Genomic DNA, 20,328 nt, shown 5'->3' with positions numbered 1-20,328 from the left:
TTTATCGGTTTTTTAGGATAATTGCAACGGTTCTCTTTAAATCATCTTTTGAAAGATTCGAGCCACTCGGCAAACAAAGACCGCGTTCGAATAGATTTTCAGATGTTCCATCGCTGTAATTTGGATACTGCGTAAAAATAGGTTGTAAATGCATTGGTTTCCACAAGGGCCTTGATTCAATATTTTCATCCAATAAGGCCAAGCGTAGTTTTTCCCGGTAGGTGAACGAGGGTGTAAGCACACAGGTCAACCAGCGGTTACAAAAGAAACCTTCCGGTTCCTCCAAAAATGCAATAGTAACGAGATGCCCCAAGTGTTCTTTGTAGAATTCAAAATTGGCTCTACGGGCAGCTACCCGATCGTCAAGTACTTCCATTTGACCACGCCCGATACCGGCGAGAATATTGCTCATCCGGTAGTTATAGCCTACCGATGAATGCTGGTAATGCGGGGCATCGTCCCTGGCCTGTGTGGCCAAAAAGACCGCCTTCTTTTTTATTTCCTCGTTTTTGGCCAGAAGGGCTCCACCACCCGAAGTGGTGATGATTTTGTTGCCGTTAAAGGAGAAGATTCCGATGTCGCCAAAACTTCCACACTTGCGATTTTTAAAAGCACTTCCCAAGGCCTCGGCACTATCCTCTACAATAGGAATACCGTAATTTTCTGCAATTCTTGAGATATAATCGATTTTATAGGGCATACCATATAAATGTACCGCTACTATGGCTTTCGGTTTTTTTCCGTTGGCCATTCGGTCTAAGATCGCTTTTTCCAATAGATCAGGGGAAAGGTTCCACGTATCCTTTTCACTATCCACAAAAACAGGGGTTGCCCCTAAGTATAGGATAGGATTTGCCGATGCCGAAAAGGTAAAGCTCTGGCAGATGACCTCATCCCCTGGGCCTACCCCCAGTAATTGAAGTGCCAAATGGATGGCGGCGGTACCGGAGCTCAAAGCGGCTACATAAACACTTTCGTTTACATACTCAGCAATGGTTTTTTCAAAATTATCGACATTCGGGCCCAAGGGAGCGACCCAGTTAGTGTCGAAGGCCTCTTGAACATAGGTCTCTTCCGAACCGCCCATATGTGGGGAGGATAACCAGATTTTATCGTGCACCATTGTTTTCAAAGCATATTGGTTTTGATTGTTCATTTGTACATCACGGCGAACCTATTTATGGTTCTAAGCTATTTGGGACAATAAAAATACTGCTAATTGTCGCGGAAGCGTACAAAAATGGTCAAATGCCCAAAAAAATCGGTTAGCTGTACGTAACGCTTTTTTGTATTCGCCCTTAGATACGTTTAAATCGTGCTCATAGACTTTCTTCAATCGGCAGTTTACATAGGCAAGATACGGAAATCATCCTAAAAAAATCATAAAAATTTTTTGCTGATCACTCAACTCCAATGGATTAAGGAAATCCAAGCCCGATTATTTTCGGTTATAAGATTTAAAGTCCTTATGATCCTTTTTATACAGTTCTTCATCAGGAAGGGATTTAAAATAATCGTACGTCATTTTCATTCCGTCGGCACGGGAAACCTTGGGTTCCCAACCCAAAAGCGCTTTGGCCTTTGAGATGTCGGGCTGGCGTTGCATCGGATCGTCTTTGGGCAAGGGTTTATAAATAATTTTTTGATCGGTACCGGTAAGCTTGACGATTTCCTCCGCAAAATCTTTTATTGTAATCTCATGGGGATTACCAATATTGACCGGAAGGGAGTAGTCGCTGAGCAACAAGCGGTAGATTCCTTCGATCTCGTCATCGACATAACAGAAAGATCGCGTCTGGCTACCGTCACCAAAAACCGTGAGGTCCTCGCCCCTAAGGGCCTGCCCGATAAATGCGGGAATCACCCGCCCATCGTTTAGGCGCATTCTAGGGCCATACGTGTTAAAAATACGGACAATACGGGTTTCAACCCCATGAAAACGATGGTAGGCCATGGTTATGGACTCCATAAAGCGTTTGGCCTCATCATAAACACCCCGTGGTCCGATGGTATTCACATTCCCATAATAGGCTTCGGTCTGCGGATGCACTAAGGGATCGCCATAAATTTCAGATGTAGATGCTATTAATATCCGCGCTTTTTTTTCTTTGGCAAGACCCAGTAGATTGTGGGTGCCTAAAGCGCCCACCTTTAAGGTCTGAATGGGTATTTTTAAATAATCTATGGGGCTGGCGGGGGAGGCAAAGTGCAGAATATAATCCAGTTTACCGGGTATATGTACAAAGTTAGTCACATCATGGTGGTAAAATTCGAAATTTTCGAGTTTAAAAAGATGTTCTAGATTTCGCAAATCGCCAGTAATCAGGTTGTCCATAGCGATAACGTGATAGTCTTCCTTAATAAAACGGTCACAGAGGTGGGATCCCAAGAATCCGGCCGCTCCTGTAATGAGAATTCTTTTCAAAGTATCCAGGTTTTGGTTTGATTGTTTCAGCGAAGATAGAAACAAACATCGGAAATGTACTGCGGCAACCTTCAAAATTCTATATAAGGTGTAAGAACCAAGATAAAGTGCATGTAAGGCAATATTTGATACCTATCAACCCTAAATCCATCTTTTTAACGACAAACCTGCCATTATACTAAGTTATTTAGCAATCTTTGCATTTTTAAAAAAATTTGATAACTAACACTTATTTCCGTGAAAAAAGTCAGTAAAATCTGTTGTATCGGTGCCGGTTACGTCGGTGGCCCCACTATGTCGGTAATCGCGAACCAATGTCCCGAGATACAAGTTACCGTTGTCGACATCAATCAAGAACGTATCGACCGTTGGAACGACGAGGACCTGGACAAACTGCCCATCTATGAGCCCGGCCTAAAAGAAATCGTGGGGGCCAACCGCGGTAAAAACCTATTTTTCTCGACGGAAGTGGACAAAGCCATCGATGAAGCGGAAATCATATTTATATCCGTCAACACCCCGACCAAAACCTATGGAAAGGGCAAGGGCCAAGCGGCCGATCTTAAATTTGTAGAGCTTTGCGCACGAAACATTGCTAAAGTAGCTACAACCGATAAAATTGTAGTAGAAAAATCAACGCTCCCCGTTCGAACCGCCAGTGCGATAAAAAGTATACTCGAGAATACGGGGAACCAGGTGAATTTTGAAATTTTGTCCAATCCCGAATTTTTGGCCGAAGGTACCGCCGTCGATGACCTTTTAAACGCTGACCGGGTGCTTATCGGTGGTGATGATACCCCATCGGGAAAAGCGGCCAAAGATACCTTAAGTTCCATTTACGCCCACTGGCTCCCGAAAGAACGTATTCTACAGACCAACGTATGGTCTTCGGAGCTTTCAAAATTGGTCGCCAATGCCTTTTTAGCACAGCGTGTATCTTCCATTAACGCCATTTCCGCCCTCTGTGAACGAACGGATGCCAATATTGCGGAAGTTTCCCGCGCCATCGGTACCGATAGCCGGATAGGGTCGAAATTCCTGAACGCCTCGGTAGGTTTTGGGGGTTCGTGTTTCCAAAAGGATATCCTCAACCTCGTCTATATCGCCCGAAGTTTTGGCCTTCCCGAAGTGGCGGATTATTGGGAGCAGGTCATCATCATGAACGACTATCAAAAAAAGCGCTTTGCCGATCATATTATCTCAACCTTGTACAATACAGTATCGGGCAAGAAAATCGCTTTCTACGGATGGGCCTTTAAAAAGGATACCAACGATACCCGAGAATCGGCCGCTATTTATGTAGCCGATGCCTTGTTGGAAGAACGGGCCGAAATTACCGTTTATGATCCAAAAGTTTCGGAAGAACGTATCTATGCCGACCTGGATTATCTTGAAACAAGGTCACCTGAAGAGAACCGACGGCTGTTGAAAGTAGTCAAAGAACCTATGCAAGCTGCAGAAGAAGCCCACGCCATAGCCCTCTTGACCGAATGGGACGAATTCAAGACCTACAATTGGGATACCGTTTACGAAAAAATGCTAAAACCGGCCTTTTTGTTCGATGGTAGACGTATGCTATCCAAGGAAGCTATGGAAAAGAAAGGATTTCAATATTATAAAATCGGACAATCGTGAAAATATTGGTAACCGGGGCAGCCGGATTTATAGGATATCATTTATGTGAAGCCCTTATAAAAAGAGGGTTCGAGGTCTTAGGGCTAGATAATTTAAACGACTATTACAGCGTTGACCTTAAATTCGACCGTTTAAAGCAGTTGGGGATTGCCCGAAAGGACGCCGAAATTTTTGACGAAACCTGTTCGGGTGCCAAGCATGGCGATACTTTTTCCTTCGTACGGATGAATCTTCAAGACCGTCAGGCGTTGCCGCGTTTATTCGAACAACAAAATATTGAGGTGGTATGCAATTTAGCGGCGCAAGCCGGGGTTCGATACAGCATTGAAAATCCCGAAACCTACATCGACAGTAATATTGTCGGTTTCCTGAACCTCTTGGAATGTTGCCGTAATTTTAAGATCAAACACTTGGTTTACGCTAGCAGTTCGAGTGTCTACGGGCTAAACGAGAAAATTCCGTTTTCGACCGAAGACAATGTAGATCATCCTATTAGTTTGTATGCCGCCAGTAAGAAAAGTAACGAACTGATGGCGCACACCTATAGCCATCTTTTTGATATCCCTACAACCGGGCTTCGGTTTTTTACCGTCTATGGCCCTTGGGGCCGACCCGATATGGCCGTTTTTCTATTTACCGACGCGATTGTAAATGACCGTCCTATTAAAGTATTTAACCACGGCAACATGGAACGGGACTTCACATATGTGGATGACATCGTAGAAGGCGTCGCCCGTATTTTGGAAAAGCCTGTTACAAATCGAAAGCGCTACCGGATTTATAATATTGGTAACAATAATGCTGTTCCCCTTTCCGAATTTATAGAGGCCATAGAACATCATATTGGAAAAAAAGCGGAAAAAGAAATGTTACCCATGCAGCCTGGTGATGTTGAACGTACCTGGGCGAATGTCGATGATCTGATTGCGGATTATGATTACCGGCCTGATACCAAGGTCAGCGAGGGAATCAAGAATTTTGTGGAGTGGTATAAGGCGTATTTTAAGATCAACTAAAAGTAGTCAAACTATAGAAAATAATAATTATGCCCCTTAAAAACTTAAATTTTTCCTCTGAAGAAGAAGTTCTTGTAACTGGCGGTGCCGGCTTTATAGGCTCGAACCTTTGCCAATGGTTATTGGATAATGGGAATAAAGTACGTTGTCTCGATAATTTCGCCACAGGAAAAAAAAGCAATATAGAGCCATTACTTGACTATGGGAATTTTACATTTATCGAAGGTGACATTAGAGACATCTCTATCTGTAAAGAAGCCTGCGAAGGTGCTGATTATGTTCTGCACCAAGCAGCCTTAGGATCCGTGCCCCGTTCAATCAAAGACCCGATTACCAGTAACGACGTCAATGTTACAGGATTTTTGAATATGTTGGTTTCGGCTCGCGATGCCGAGGTCAAGCGCTTTGTTTACGCGGCAAGCTCATCCACATACGGTGATTCCATATCTATGCCAAAGGTGGAAGGTATTATCGGCAAACCACTCTCTCCTTACGCAATCACCAAATATGTCAATGAATTGTATGCAGATGTATTTGCCAAAACATACGGGCTGGAAACCATCGGATTGAGGTACTTTAACGTCTTTGGAAGGCATCAAGATCCCAATGGTGCCTACGCGGCCGTTATTCCCAAATTCGTAATTCAATTGGTAAACCATGAATCCCCTACTATTAATGGGGATGGAAGTTTTTCCCGCGATTTTACATACATCGATAACGTCATCGAAGCCAATATCAAGTCTCTAATGGCTTCAAGCCCTGAGTCGGTGAATACCGTTTATAACGTAGCTTATGGAGAACGTACTACCTTGAACGAACTGATAACATTGTTAACCAAATATTTATCGGAATTCGATGCTGATATTAAAGGTTTAAAAGCCATCTATGGTCCTGAACGCGTTGGAGATGTCCCACACTCGTTGGCGTCTATTGACAAAGCGAGAAATCTCTTAGGTTATTCTCCCGAATATGATATTAATAGCGGATTAAAAGAAGCAGTTGCTTGGTATTGGGAGAATTTGGAGCGAGGATAGCTTTGAGATTAAAAACTAGATTAAGAAGTAATAGGGTACCATTGAAATTTATAGTTAAGCAAGAATTATGAACACAATTAAAATAGCTGTAATTGGCCTTGGATATGTAGGTCTACCATTGGCACGTTTGTTCGCCACAAAATATCCCGTAGTAGGCTTCGATATTAATGAGCGGCGCATCACAGAATTGAAATCCGGTACGGATAGCACTTTAGAAGTAGAAGAAGATATATTGAAAAAAGTACTTTCGGAAACCCCAAAAATGGAAACGGGCCTATATTGCTCTGATCAATTGGAAGATATTTCCGATTGCACCTATTTTATCGTAACCGTACCGACACCGGTTGATAGTACAAACAGGCCCATATTGACCCCCCTTTACAAGTCGAGTGAAACGGTGGGTAAAGTCTTGAAAAAAGGAGACGTTGTAATTTATGAATCCACGGTGTACCCTGGGGTTACCGAAGAAGAATGTGTGCCCGTTCTTGAAAAGGTAAGCGGCCTAGAGTTCAACACCGACTTTTTTGTAGGATACTCTCCGGAGCGAATCAATCCGGGTGACAAGGAGCATACGGTAGAAAAAATTCTTAAGGTCACTTCAGGCTCAACGCCTGAAATCGGCCAAAAGGTCGACCAGCTGTACGCTTCGGTCATCACCGCAGGCACACATTTGGCACCCTCAATCAAGGTGGCCGAGGCGGCCAAAGTCATAGAAAATTCCCAACGAGACATTAATATTGCCTTTGTTAACGAATTGGCCAAAATTTTTAATCTGATGTCCATCGACACCAGTGCAGTATTGGAGGCTGCGGGAACGAAATGGAATTTCCTTCCGTTCAAGCCAGGCTTGGTCGGTGGCCATTGTATCGGTGTAGACCCCTACTATTTGGCTCAGAAGGCGCAAGCCTATGGGTATCATCCCGAAATTATACTGGCAGGCCGCCGTATGAACGACGGTATGGGCAAATATGTGGCGTCAGAAATTATTAAATTGATGGTCCAGCGTGATATGAAAATCAAGGCGGCAGATATACTTGTTTTGGGCATAACGTTTAAAGAGAATTGTCCAGACGTCCGAAATACAAAAGCTATCGATGTTATAAATAACTTAAAGGCCTACGGAGCTCAATTAACTGTATTCGACCCCTGGGCTTCTCAAGAGGAAGTGAAAAAAGAGTTCGGTCTGGAGATTGTAAAAACCCTGCCTAATAAAAAATACGCCGCAATCGTGCTTGCCGTTTCACATAACCAATTCTTGAAAATAGATTTGAGAAGTTTGCTAAAAGAAGAAGGCGTGCTTTATGATGTAAAAGGTGTTCTGAAGTGTAAAGTAGAAGGAAAACTATAGCGCATTTAATAGTGCCTTTGGCACTATTTTTTGATAATTCCCGTAGCCGGACTTTTATAGTCCGGCTTTTTTTGTTTACACCCTCACTACTAAAAGAACATACGTTTTGCTATTCTTCCCAACAAATTAGGTAGTTTATCGACTTTTTTGTTAATTTTTAGTTAAATAACCATTGCACCTAATCTTTTAGAAGCACTCTTCTCGTAACAGATTAGGTAGTTCAACGATTTTATTTGCATTTCATCGTACAACTTTTTGAAAAAGAAAACGTTAAAGGTGTTGTTAAAGTAAATCATCTTTTTACTTTTGCACTTCCAAAGGCGGTAGTTCACCGATTAAAATTGCATTTGACCGATTAAAAAAGTCCCCGAAACGTTTAAAGTTTTTGTCCAGTATAATATATTGACCCACTTATGAAATTTTACCCCACCCCTATTGCTCCCCGATTTCTATGCTTTACTTTTTTCGCTTTTATAATCATTCTATCCTGTAGCAAGGATAATGATGAGTTCGAAAAGACGGTGTTGGACGAATCGGAGACTACAGTCAAAGAACTTGTTAAAGAAGAAGAGAAACCGGATGTGACAACGGAGGAAATCGTTAAAGATGAAGAGGCCTTGGACGTTTTGGTCGAGAAAGTTTACGAGACCCGTACTACCGTTTTTCCGGCAATCAATGATGCCCACCTACAAGGGGACGTCGGGTTCAACGAAAACACAGTACGTCTTGAAGAAGGTCGGAGAACTAGCTACCTTATGTTCGATCTCAGTCCCATAGATTCCATCGGTGGTACGGTGAACACTACCAACCTTGAATTTACAGTAGATAGTGACGAAGGTAATGGGACCGTTTCGGTCTACAAAGCTATTTCGAACGATTGGTCCGAAGATAAACTAACCGCCAAGACAGCCCCTGAGACCGAAGTTTTAGTCGGCAAACTGGCCGCCCAATACGAAGTTGGTCAAACCCAAGAGGTCGCTATTGATACCGCTTTTGTTCGCAATGAAATCCTAACCTTGATACTGACCCATGAGCAAGGCAACGACCTTGCGTTTGCCTCTAAAGAAAATCCCAACGGAAAAGGACCAGCTCTAATGGTAACTTATAGCGCACCTCAAGATGCCGAAGCTATTATTATTGACGAAGAAGTAGAAAAGGAACTTCAAGCCGATATAGCTACCGAGGATATCAAAACGCCCTCAGAAGATATTGCGGAAGAAAGCGCAGAAAAAGAGGAATCTACGAATTTAGCGGAGGCAAACAGTGAAGTGGTAGCTACCGAGGAGACCGCATTCGAAGAAGCACCCACAGAACAAGACACTACAGAGGAGACAGAAGAGAAAGCCCAAGAAGAGGAATCCAAAGTAGAAGAAGCAACGAAAGAGGAAATAACCGATCAAACAATTACCAAGGAGAAAACAACTGAAGAAGATATCAAGGTCGACGAGGAAACAAAAGATCAGGGAATTACCGTAGAAGAATCTACTAATGAAGAAATCAACAGTGAACCGGATGCTCCAATAAACGAATCGCCCATTGCAGTAGCCGAAGCCAGCCCCACTAACGGCGATGCGCCCTTAAAAGTAAGCTTTAAAGGCAATAATTCAAGCGACGATCTTGGTATCAAAAACTACGTTTGGGATTTCCGTGACGGATCGACCTCTACCGAAGCGAACCCTACCCATACCTTTGAAAAGACCGGCACCTTGCAAGTACGACTTACCATTACCGATAATCAAGGCGCATCCCATACCGATACGGTTACCATTACCATAAACGAAAAAGAGGAAAACAAGGAACCTAACGCCCTTGTCTCGGCAAACCCTACAGCAGGCGAAGCTACTTTAGCGGTGCAGTTTAAGGGCAGCAATTCCAACGACGATACTAAAATAGAAAAGTACTTTTGGGATTTTAAAGATGGTTCAACAACTACAAATGCAAACCCATCACATAGCTTTTCGAAGGCCGGTACCTATGAGGTCGAACTATCGGTAACCGACGATGAGGGACTTACGGATACAGAAACTGTGACCATTAAAGTCAGTGAAAAAGAAAATAAGGCGCCAAAAGCCGTTGCCTCTGGTTCTCCGCTGACTGGTGACGCACCCCTAGAGGTTCAGTTCAAATCTAGTGACTCAAATGACGATACTGAAATTACGAGCTATTTTTGGGATTTTAAGGATGGTTCGACCACTACAAATAAAAATCCATCACACACTTTCTCCGAACCTGGTGAATATGACGTAGAACTCTCGGTAAAAGATGCCGAAGGGCTAACGGATGCCACAACTGTTAAAGTAACGGTCAATCAGCGACCGGTGGATACTGGTGGCGGTGACACCAACGACGGTGGAAATGATACCAGTGGTAGTGGTGGCGGAGGAAGCAGCAGCGGAAGTGGAAGCACTAGCGGTGGAAGCACCAGCGAAAGCGCCGGTAACTATCCCTCAGGCGCCGTGCTCGCCTCCTCCTTCGGTTTCAAGTCCGGCGATGCTACGGCCGCCTTTGAGGCCGCCATCAATTCTGGCAGTTCCTATGTCGTGATCGACAAGCAGAGCAGCGACTGGATAATTCGGCCAACGCGGTTCTTCGACCTGCAGAACATGACTATCGTCTTCGAACCCGGGGTAACCCTTCGGGCCAAATCCGGGGCGTTTAAAGAAGGCGCGAGACTGTTCAAGTTGTCCGGTGCAAGGAACGTCACCATCGAGGGTACCGGGGCCACCTTCAAGATGAACAAGAACGAGTATACCAGTGGCGAACAACGCCATGCCTTCGAAATGGATATGTGCAACGGTATCACCGTCCGTGGGCTGACCATAAGGGACAGTGGCGGTGCCGGTATTAAGCTAATGGGAGACACCAATTCCGGCTACTGCCAAAACATCATCTTGGAAAACATCAGGAGCCTGAACAATCGTAGGGACGGAATCACCATAACCAGCGCACAGGATGTCTGGGTCCGGAATTCGGAATTCTCGGGATCTAGCGGTACAAGACCGGAAGCGGGTGTAGTGCTGGAGTCGGACACCGCCAACGAAAAGTTGGTCAACATTAATTTCACCAACTGCAAGTTCGCCGACAACGAAAGTGCGGGAATCCATTTTTCAACTAACAAAATGAATGGTGGCTCACGGTCCGTGTCCATTAAGGTCGTCGACTCAGAGTTCAGCAACAACGCGATATCTCCGCCGAGTGGGTTCCTGCCTACGGAGGTCGAGGTCGGCGGTGGTAGCGGTACCAACGTGGTGGGCGGCGAAATTCGCTTCGAACGCGTCAAATTCAATGGCAGCCGCGGGGGGATTGTTTTCACGCGCAAATCGGCAAACGGTTTCAAAGCGGTATTCAAGGATTGTGAGGCAAGGAATGTCGTGACTTCCAATGCGGTGTCGCCGATAAGGATGGAGGCCCATATCGATCGCAACACCCTGGGCGGTATCGAATTCGATAATTTTTATATCCAGTACAACAGGGACGTGCCCTTTATGCAGATACAGGCCCCAAGCAAAGGAGGCAGCTTCAATGTAAAGGATGTAAAGGGAAGCTTCAATATCAAGGAACCTAACGACAACCCCCTAGCTTATAAAGGAGGCTACAGTCCTTCACAGAACCAGAATGTTACTATCGATTACAATCATAATTAATGCCCCTAAATTAAAGTGAACCTAATTTTTAAACCCTAATTATTATAACTATGAACTTTTTACCTACTAAAATTGTCTTAAGAATCTTTTGTTTTATTTTATTCGGCCTTACAGTTATTCTTGGCTGTAGTAAAGACGACGAGGAATCATATGATGCCATTGAAACGAGCGCTATGCTCAAAAAAACTAATGCGGTTGCTGGAACCACATCCAAAATCAATGTGGCAGCGGTTATCGAAGGATCGATTCCTACCAGCGCCAAGGCGCCCGCCACTATAGCGTTTAAAGGTTATGGAAGCATAAACCAGGGACAGATCAAAAGCTATTTTTGGGACTTTAAGGACGGTTCTACAGCAAATACGATAAATGCATCCCATACCTTTAAAAAGGCCGGTGAATATGCCGTGCAACTCACGGTCAAAAATGCAGCGGGCCAGACCCACTCCACCACACGCAAGATTACCATTACTGGTTCGTCATCGTCATCTGGCTCATCCAAGATCAATGTTGCAGCTGTCATCTCAGGATCGATTCCTACCAGCGCAAAAGCGCCAGCAACGATAGATTTTAAAGCTTGGAATTCCGTAAACCAGAAAGATATAAAGGGTTATTTTTGGAACTTTAATGATGGTTCGACTACAACTAAGAAAAATCCGACCCATACGTTCACTAAGACTGGCGATTTTGTCGTGGAGCTTTCGGTAAAAAATGCAGCGGGAGAGACCCATTCAACTACGCGCAACATAAAAATAACAGGAACTTCTACTACCAATACAGGAAGCAGTAGCGGGGGCAGTACAAGTGCCAGTAGCAGCGGAAGTGGCAGTAGTGGGAGTACTAGCAGCACTGCACGTACTTCTGGCAATTACCCATCGAACGCCGTTATGGCCTCCTCTTTTGGTTTCAAGTCCGGAGATGCCACGGCCGCTTTCGAGGCCGCCATCAACTCTGGAAAATCTTACGTGGTGATCGACAAGCAGAGTAGCGATTGGGTAATTCGGCCGACAAGGTTCTTCAACCTTAGCAACATGACTATCGTCTTCGAACCCGGGGTGACCCTGCGGGCCAAGTCGGGGGCGTTTAAAGAAGGCGCGAGACTGTTCAAGTTGTCCGGTGCAAGGAACGTCACCATCGAGGGTACCGGGGCCACCTTCAAGATGAACAAGAACGAGTATACCAGTGGCGAACAACGCCATGCCTTCGAAATGGATATGTGCAACGGTATCACCGTCCGTGGGCTGACCATAAGGGACAGTGGCGGTGCCGGTATTAAGCTAATGGGAGACACCAATTCCGGCTACTGCCAAAACATCATCTTGGAAAACATCAGGAGCCTGAACAATCGTAGGGACGGAATCACCATAACCAGCGCACAGGATGTCTGGGTCCGGAATTCGGAATTCTCGGGATCTAGCGGTACAAGACCGGAAGCGGGTGTAGTGCTGGAGTCGGACACCGCCAACGAAAGGTTGGTCAACATTAATTTCACCAACTGCAAGTTCGCCGACAACGAAAGTGCGGGAATCCATTTTTCAACTAACAAAATGAACGGTGGCTCACGGTCCGTGTCGATCAAGGTCGTCGACTCCGAGTTCAGCAACAACGCGATATCGCCGCCCAGCGGATTCTTCCCTACGGAAGTCGAGGTAGGCGGTGGAAACGGTACCAGCGTGGTAGGTGGCGAAATCCGCTTTGAACGCGTCAAATTCAATGGCAGCCGCGGGGGGATCGTTTTCACGCGCAAATCGGCAAACGGTTTCAAAGCTGTGTTCAAGGATTGTGAGGCAAGAAACGTAGTTACTAGCAATTCAATATCCCCAATTAGAATGGAGGCCAATTCCAGTCGCAACACCTTAGGCGGTATTGAATTCGATAATTTTTATATCCAGTACAATAGGGACATTCCCTTTATGAAGATACAGGCACCCAGTAAAAGTGGCAACTTCGATGTAAAGAATGTTAAGGGCAGCTTTACCGTCAAGGAACCAGGCGACAACCCGCTATATTACAAAGGTGGCTACCAAACCAGTAAAAATGTCAATGTCTCCATCAATTATAAACATATCTAATTTGACGACAATGATAATCTTAATATAAGAAACACCTATGTCGATAATTAATATTGGGTCAGACCTTATAAAGGGTCTGACCCTTTTTTTATACATTTACCTATTGAAAACGTCTATTAACTATTTTGGATTATGATGTTTCGATTGAAAGAAAACAATAATTGAATCGTGTCAAAAATAATTTACATAAATTTTCGAACAAAAATAGAAAAAAAGGCTTATGACAAGCTCTATCAAATTAGCAAAATGTTGGAGCCTGATAACATTGTTGCCAACCATCCTAAAATATATCAACGAAACCGAACTCTGTATGCTATCGTAAATCCGGTAGAGACCGTAATCACAAAAAATGAAAGTATCTTATTGGGGCAATGTGTATGTCGCAATGAATGGAGCACCCCGCTCAACAATATCGAAGATGGCAGTTACGCCCTTATCCGCAGCAATAATGAAATGACGGAAATTGTTTCCGATAGTGTGGGTTCTAGGACGCTTTGGTATTATAGTAATAAAGATATTTTCATAGTTTCCACCTCGCAGCGAGCCATTGTACTATTTTTAGACACTTTTGAATTTAACGATAAAGTAATTCCATGGATGCTCTCGACAGGCTCGCTAGGGCCTGATTTTTCTTGGGATAAAAGATTACGTAAATTGAAAGCCAGCTCATCTCTGCTATTAGATAAAAATTCTTGGGAGCTAGAGGAAAAGGCAAATGAAATATCTTTTCCAAAAAGTAAAAGAAGTTTTAAAGAACACAAAGAAGTGTTGCTCAATGCCATAAACTCGACATTTAAGAACGTTTCGTTTGATTTTCACAAATGGATTCTACCCCTTTCGGGCGGGCATGATTGTAGGGCCATTTTATACCTTATCAAAAATACAGTACAAAATCCCGGCAATATTCGTTCGATAACCTGGGGACTGGCAGATTCTCTACATGAAAAAGGAAACGACGCATATGTGGCATATAGAGTGGCCCAAGCAACTGGTATCCAACATAAATATTACCCTACCGATATCTCGAACGAAACGCCCGAAGTAATTCTTAAAAGATTCATTGAAAACGGTGAAGGTAGAATCGATCATATTTCAGGATATGCCGATGGTTTTACCATTTGGAAAACCCTGTTCGAAGATGGGGTCGAGGGCATCATTCGGGGGGATGAAGGATTTGGCTGGGTAACAGCGGCCTCCTCATTACGGGTAAGGTACCATTTGGGTTGCGCGCTGTGTACGGACTATTCGAACCTTATGGATTATAGGAAGTATGGTATTCCGGAACAAGAATATCCCAAATATATGTTGCAGCAGGATTCTGAAAGTATGAACACATGGCGAGACCGGCTTTATCATCAGTATCGCATACCGACCGTGCTAAGCGCGCTATCCGATTTGAAATTGGGCTATGTGGAACAATCGACCCCGCTATTGTCCGATAACATCATACGTGCGGTCCGAACCTTACCTGATTGGATGCGTACCGAAAAGCTGCTGTTCAAAAAAATAGTGCACGATTTTAGACCAAGGCTCGAATATGCTACCAGCAGTGCGACCTCTGCGCCAAAGAACATTTTGAATTCAAATGATATGGTCGATTTGCTTAGAAAGGAAATGAAATCACCGCATGCCATTTCCTTGTTTTCGGCCGAGTTTCTGGAAATGGTGGCAAAGAATGCCTTAATTTCACAAGGGGATACCCACAAACCGTCTTTAAGAGATAAATTGAAACTACTTTTTATAAAATTTGCCCCGCAATGGATTAAGAATAGAATCGCTTCCAATAGAAAATTGGCCGTCGACCCCAATATTTTAATGTTCAGGGTATATGTAATTATATATATGCACCGACTTTTATCAAAGTAAAACCAATCGGTTTATCGTATACCATTAAAAAACCAGGTGAACCTTTAGGACATTTTAAGAAGGTTTAAACCTGATATTTTCTCAAAGTTGAAAGTTGTTTATAAACGTCTTGGCATTTGATAAGCAAGCCTTTATCACAATCTAAAGTGGGATAGGTAGAGGGCCGGTGCTTCTTACTCTGAACTAATTCATTTTTAATATCAAGGGCATCAAAAATATAATTATAGACCACATCTGGAGATTGAATGAGGTCTTCAAAACTTACTAAAAGTAAAGCTGCATTTGGCTGAGCAAGAATATAGCTATAATAGTTCAACCAGATGGCCAACCAATAGTTGATGCTATCCTTCGCAAATTGTTGCCTGTACTTAGCAAACTCACGTGTCAACAAAAAGGGTTTATGGTTAAGACCAAATTCATGATGTCCCAAATAATTAAAGTAGTCCAGGGCAAAGGGGTCTTCCTCTTGATTTTTCGAAAAACTTTTATCCAATTTCATCAATGAAGCCGCATGAGTTAAAGGATCACGGAACAAGATGATAGTCTTATGGTGCTCAATCTTTTTTAATGCAGATAATCGTAAAACATTATTATTGTTTTTAGAGATGTACTTTTCCTTTCCTTTGGCTAAACAGATTAAAGAGACATAGGTCAAATATTTATCTAATACGTCATCCTCTACTTCATGCGGTTCTAACCCCTCTTTTTTAATGTAGGAATCCTTTAGAAATGCCTTCCAGAAATATTCATCAAATTCTTCCGGGGAATTCCCATCAATGATAATTCCATCGTTATGGGCCCTTTCATGGGATTCTATTTTCGATTTCCGCTTCCAGAGGTTAGGGCTAAGTAGAAAGGGCATGTTGGAATATTGAAGGGAAGCATATTCGCTTGTACCGAATATTTTGTTCATAACCGCTGTAGTTCCCGATCGCGCCAGGCCTGACACAAACACATACTGTCTAATTTGTAGTTGTTTTGCCTTGGCTCCATGTAAAATTTCCTCCATTTCCAGGGTTGCCTTGGAAATACCATAGTTTGACAGATAAAATTTATGTAAAAATTTATCGCTTGTCGAATAGCTTGCCATAATTGCGTTTAAGGAGGATATAGAGTGCTGCCGTAACTACAGGAATTAAAATACCATACCAGGTCGTTAAAATATCGGTGTTTAATGACGGCCAAAATCGCTGTAAGATAAAAAGGCATAAAAAAGGAGCCACAAACAAGAAAATTCCAAAAATAAGCTTTGCCAACAGTACTAACTGTTTGGAGATTTGACTTAGCAACATTTTTTGTTTTACCTCGTCGAATATCGATTTGTCAGACATTACCTTAAATTGAAGTGCATATGCTGCCTTTAATGCTTTTAAGGTATTTGGCACTTTCGAATATTCAAAAAGAATACAGGATAAAACCGTTAAAATAATTAGCAGTAGATAAATCAAACTATCCTTTATTAAATTTATTTTTGAGAAAATTGATAAACCGCTTTAAGGGTAGCCAAAATACAGCTACCAAAAATCCAAAAAACGTTAAAAATATTCCAGTGATTACGGCTACTATACCGCCTCCGAGCCCAGGCCCTAAATATAAAAACATACTATTTTGATTTTAATTAACTATTCGACTCCAATAAAGACTGGAAATATTGTCTTTATCATGCCGTTTTACATACTCAATTTTTTTTGCGATTGAATCCCCGATAATAATTCTGCCATGATTTGTATCTTCTACAAAAATATCCCCGTTGGATAAAATATCACATCTCCCAGAAGTTAATGTGGATATTTCTTCCTCCTTTAATAATTGGGTAAAAGGAGTGGATATAGAATCCGTTACAAAATTATATACATAAACTTCGTTATGACTCCTTTTATTGCTAAAGAACAAATTTTGATTCCCGACACTTGCAATTTCTTTGCTCTCTTCCCTGATATCATCATTTCCAAAAACAACGATTTTATCTTGCTCATAGAAGTCAACGTCATGTTGATTATACCATGGCGACGTTTTTAACCAAAGAATTTTATTTGTGCTAGGCCTATATAGGAATACGGTGCTCAAATTTCTACAGGAGATTAAAAGATCACCTTTTTGCCAATACTCTGAAGATGATAAGGCGGGTTGAATATCGTTTAAATGGGTGAGATCACTTGTAATCTGCCCTTTGCCTAATAATACTTTTTCATATCCATTCTCTAGTAGCACGGCGATAACCGATTTATCAAAAAGAATATCTCCTGTATCAGGGTTCAATTGAGTTATATGATCATCTACAAGAGTGTTTTTGTATAAATCATAATCAGTTGGCAAGAAGTCATATTGGGCTGATTCAAAGGGCCTTGTACACGAAAATACATTACCATCCTCATCTAATTCGAGGGAATGATGATAGGTTCTATCATTTTTTAACCATAACACCTTATTATTCACATCGATTTTAGCTAGTAAACTGGTCAATTGGGCAGTAATGAGGAGCGAACTGTCTTTTAACATCAAGGGATGCAAATAATAGAGATCACTCTGCTCGGAAGGAGGTTTTCTCGGGTTATCATCATTAAACGCCTGTTGAAACAGGGTTTCATTATCAGGCGACCAATTTTTAAGCACCTTGCCAGTGTTAATGTCCAATAGGTCAAATTTAGATCCGTATTTTTCAGTCTTATACCCCACCAACAAACTTGGATATGAATGGGATGTTTTTTCATCGAAATAGGTAAAGCCGTCCTTTGATTTTGAGTTTTTAAATAAAAACTCCGGAGGTGCTACAATTTGTTTCATCAAGGAGGGAGTTTCCGCCAAAAATTTTATGGGATTCGCCATAAAACCAAGCCGACCCTTACCTGCATCGCTACTTAAATATATGTTACGTACACTTGAGGCTATAATTATGGTAAAGAAAAATAAGCCGGCAATAAGAATAAATGCAAATCGTAATTTTTTCATATAACAAAGAAAGTAAGAAAATGAAGAATATCCGTATTTTAAGTTTTTAATTCGTTATAACTTCAAATTTCTCGTTGTTGTAAATCTCAAATTAAAGTCAACCTAAGAATATGTCAGTTATCCGCTTTTATTTCACCTTTTGGTTGTACAAAGTTGTTTATACGATCATACCGGCAGCAACAGTTTCATTGGTGGAATCATCGATAAGGATGATACTACCTGTATTTCGGTTTTCTCGGTAAGAATCAATCATTAGTGGCTTAGTCGTTCTAATTTTCACCTTACAGATATCATTCATCTGTAATTCTTTTTCATCACTTTTTCGACCGAGCGTGTTGATATCGATTTTGTAAACCACCTCCTTAATCATAGCTTTCTGTTCATTTGAGGTATGCATTATCGTATACTTGGCCCTTGGTCTGGCATCAGCATCACCTAGCCAACAAAGCATAACCTCTATGTCTTGTGCTGCCTCTGGCATATTGTTGGACCGTACTATCATATCTCCTCGACTCACGTCAATGTCATCGGTAAGCTCAATTGAGATTGACAGGGGCGCAATGGCTTCTTCGAGCTTCCCAGATGGCCCTTCGATACCTTTGATGGTAGACGTAAAGCCAGAAGGCATAATGGTGACTTTATCCCCTATGCGAAGAATGCCACTAGCCAATCTCCCTGCATAGGCACGATAGTCATAAAAGCCCTCTCGCTGAGGCCGCAACACCGTTTGTACCGGAAATCTGGCATCTACCTTATTGATATCGCTGCTTATGTGTAGGGTTTCTAAAGTGTGCAAAAGGGGTGCCCCTAAATACCATGGCATATTTTCAGAACGGTTGACCACATTATCACCATGTAATGCACTTATAGGAATAAAGCGAAAGTCTTTTGTAAGCATTTTCGAAGAAAATTCTTCAAATTCTTTGGTGATTTTGTTGAAGTTCTCTTCTTTATAACCTACCAAATCCATTTTATTGATACATACAATCACATGTGGTATGTGTAGCAAAGAAGCAATGAATGCATGTCTTTTGGTCTGTTCTATCACTCCATGCCTTGCATCTATTAGAATAATTGCTACATTGGCCGTTGAGGCCCCCGTCACCATATTTCGGGTATATTGAATGTGGCCTGGCGTATCGGCGATAATAAATTTTCGTTTGGGGGTGGTAAAATACCTATAAGCTACATCAATCGTGATTCCTTGTTCGCGCTCATCTCGGAGACCATCAGTGAACAGTGCTAAGTCTATACCATCAAATCCCTTCTTTTTACTTGTGTTCGCAATGGCTTCGATTTGATCTTCGAATATCGATTTAGAATCATATAAAAGTCTTCCAATCAAAGTACTTTTGCCATCATCGACACTGCCCGCTGTTGTAAATCTTAATAATTGATTGTTGTCTATTTTCATAATATTACGCCTAATATTTTGTTTAAAAATATCCTTGTTTTTTCCGGTCTTCCATCGCAGTTTCCGAACGCTTATCGTCACTGCGATTTCCCCGCTCGGTCATTTTCATGGCCGATACTTCCGTAACGATTTTATCCAAGGTATCTGCTTCAGATTCTATACCTCCTGTGATTGTAATATCTCCCAAAGTCCTGAACCTTACTTTTTTGATTTCAACTTTTTCTTTCGCATCGAGCACTAAGAACTCAGAATTGGGAATCCACGAATTGTTTCTCCAAACTACTTCCCTATCGTGGGCAAGATACAAGGAAGGGACTTCGATTTGTTCTTTCTTAATATAATTCCAGACATCCATTTCAGTCCAATTGCTGATGGGAAAAACCCTAAAATGTTCACCTTCAAAATATTTACCGTTAAAAAGATTCCAAAGTTCGGGACGCTGATTTTTGGGATCCCATTGTCCGAAATCATCGCGATGGGAAAAAAAACGTTCTTTTGCCCTCGCTTTTTCCTCATCTCTTCTTCCACCTCCTATGGCACAATCCACCTTATTATCTGCAATGGCGTCAAGTAACGTAGTAATTTGCAGCGCATTTCGTGTAGCACTCTTCCCTTTTTCTTCGACGACACGCCCTTCGTCAATCGCAGTTTGCACAGATCCGACAATCAAACGCGCCTCCAATGATTTTATTAAATCATCCCGAAATTTGATTGTCTCGGGAAAATTATGACCTGTATCAACGTGCATAAAGGCAAAGGGAATCTGACTGGGATAAAAGGCTTTTTTTGCCAAATGGGTTACTACGATGGAATCTTTCCCTCCCGAAAAAAGTATAACCGGATTTTGGAATTGGGCCTGTACCTCACGTAAAACATATATGGCTTCCGACTCCAACTCATCCAGATAATTCAAAAAATATTGACTCAT

At 42.3% G+C, this 20,328-nt stretch carries 13 protein-coding genes; 7 read left to right on the top strand and 6 right to left on the bottom strand.

Going from position 1 to position 20,328, the window contains the following annotated elements; genetic code table 11:
- Position 1 precedes the first annotated feature (1 nt).
- Positions 2-1,123 (bottom strand): DegT/DnrJ/EryC1/StrS family aminotransferase, encoded by a 1,122-nt coding sequence (locus tag BLT07_RS14820; protein WP_317040772.1) that lies wholly within the window; start codon positions 1,121-1,123, stop codon positions 2-4.
- A 315-nt stretch (positions 1,124-1,438) separates the two neighbouring features.
- A complete protein-coding gene (locus BLT07_RS14815; protein ID WP_091871056.1) occupies positions 1,439-2,425 on the bottom strand; it encodes a UDP-glucuronic acid decarboxylase family protein in 987 nt (328 codons plus the stop codon).
- Between the two features lie 237 nt (positions 2,426-2,662).
- Here BLT07_RS14815 and BLT07_RS14810 point away from each other — a divergent pair, with 237 nt between their 5' ends.
- The 7 genes from BLT07_RS14810 (at position 2,663) to BLT07_RS14780 (ending at position 15,037) form a co-directional block, all read left to right on the top strand.
- Positions 2,663-4,060 carry a nucleotide sugar dehydrogenase gene (locus BLT07_RS14810; protein ID WP_091870530.1) on the top strand — a complete coding sequence of 466 codons (1,398 nt, stop codon included), beginning with the start codon at positions 2,663-2,665 and terminating at the stop codon, positions 4,058-4,060.
- The gene (locus BLT07_RS14805; protein ID WP_091870525.1) at positions 4,057-5,076 is read left to right on the top strand and encodes an NAD-dependent epimerase; all 1,020 of its coding nucleotides are present in this window, start codon (positions 4,057-4,059) and stop codon (positions 5,074-5,076) included. Before BLT07_RS14810 ends, BLT07_RS14805 begins: the two co-directional genes overlap by 4 nt.
- Before the next feature lie 29 nt (positions 5,077-5,105).
- Positions 5,106-6,110: an SDR family oxidoreductase gene (locus tag BLT07_RS14800; protein WP_091870521.1), complete on the top strand. Its 1,005-nt coding sequence runs from the start codon at positions 5,106-5,108 to the stop codon at positions 6,108-6,110.
- Positions 6,111-6,177: 67 nt separating this feature from the next.
- A complete protein-coding gene (locus BLT07_RS14795; RefSeq protein ID WP_091870518.1) occupies positions 6,178-7,458 on the top strand; it encodes a nucleotide sugar dehydrogenase in 1,281 nt (426 codons plus the stop codon).
- A 413-nt stretch (positions 7,459-7,871) separates the two neighbouring features.
- Positions 7,872-11,102 (top strand): PKD domain-containing protein, encoded by a 3,231-nt coding sequence (locus BLT07_RS14790; protein WP_091870513.1) that lies wholly within the window; start codon positions 7,872-7,874, stop codon positions 11,100-11,102.
- A gap of 173 nt (positions 11,103-11,275) precedes the next feature.
- Positions 11,276-13,171 carry a PKD domain-containing protein gene (locus tag BLT07_RS14785; protein ID WP_175455342.1) on the top strand — a complete coding sequence of 632 codons (1,896 nt, stop codon included), beginning with the start codon at positions 11,276-11,278 and terminating at the stop codon, positions 13,169-13,171.
- Positions 13,172-13,417: 246 nt separating this feature from the next.
- Entirely contained in the window at positions 13,418-15,037 is a 1,620-nt protein-coding gene (locus BLT07_RS14780; RefSeq protein WP_139205152.1) for an asparagine synthetase B family protein, read from the top strand.
- Between the two features lie 64 nt (positions 15,038-15,101).
- Here the strand turns inward: BLT07_RS14780 and BLT07_RS14775 are convergent, their stop codons facing one another.
- From BLT07_RS14775 to cysD, 4 genes are all read right to left on the bottom strand, one after another.
- Positions 15,102-16,127, bottom strand: coding sequence for a sulfotransferase domain-containing protein (locus BLT07_RS14775; protein WP_091870498.1), 1,026 nt, complete (start codon positions 16,125-16,127; stop codon positions 15,102-15,104).
- A gap of 524 nt (positions 16,128-16,651) precedes the next feature.
- On the bottom strand, positions 16,652-17,986 hold the full coding sequence (locus BLT07_RS14765; RefSeq protein WP_091870490.1) for an arylsulfotransferase family protein: 1,335 nt from the start codon (positions 17,984-17,986) through the stop codon (positions 16,652-16,654).
- Between the two features lie 157 nt (positions 17,987-18,143).
- Positions 18,144-19,400: a sulfate adenylyltransferase subunit 1 gene (locus BLT07_RS14760; RefSeq protein ID WP_091870486.1), complete on the bottom strand. Its 1,257-nt coding sequence runs from the start codon at positions 19,398-19,400 to the stop codon at positions 18,144-18,146.
- Between the two features lie 22 nt (positions 19,401-19,422).
- Positions 19,423-20,328 (bottom strand): sulfate adenylyltransferase subunit CysD, encoded by a 906-nt coding sequence (cysD, locus tag BLT07_RS14755; protein WP_091870482.1) that lies wholly within the window; start codon positions 20,326-20,328, stop codon positions 19,423-19,425.

This window comes from Pricia antarctica (genome assembly GCF_900101815.1).
GTDB lineage: Bacteria > Bacteroidota > Bacteroidia > Flavobacteriales > Flavobacteriaceae > Pricia > Pricia antarctica.
Note: the sequence above shows the minus strand (reverse complement) of the source record. Positions and strands in the feature narration are given on the sequence as shown.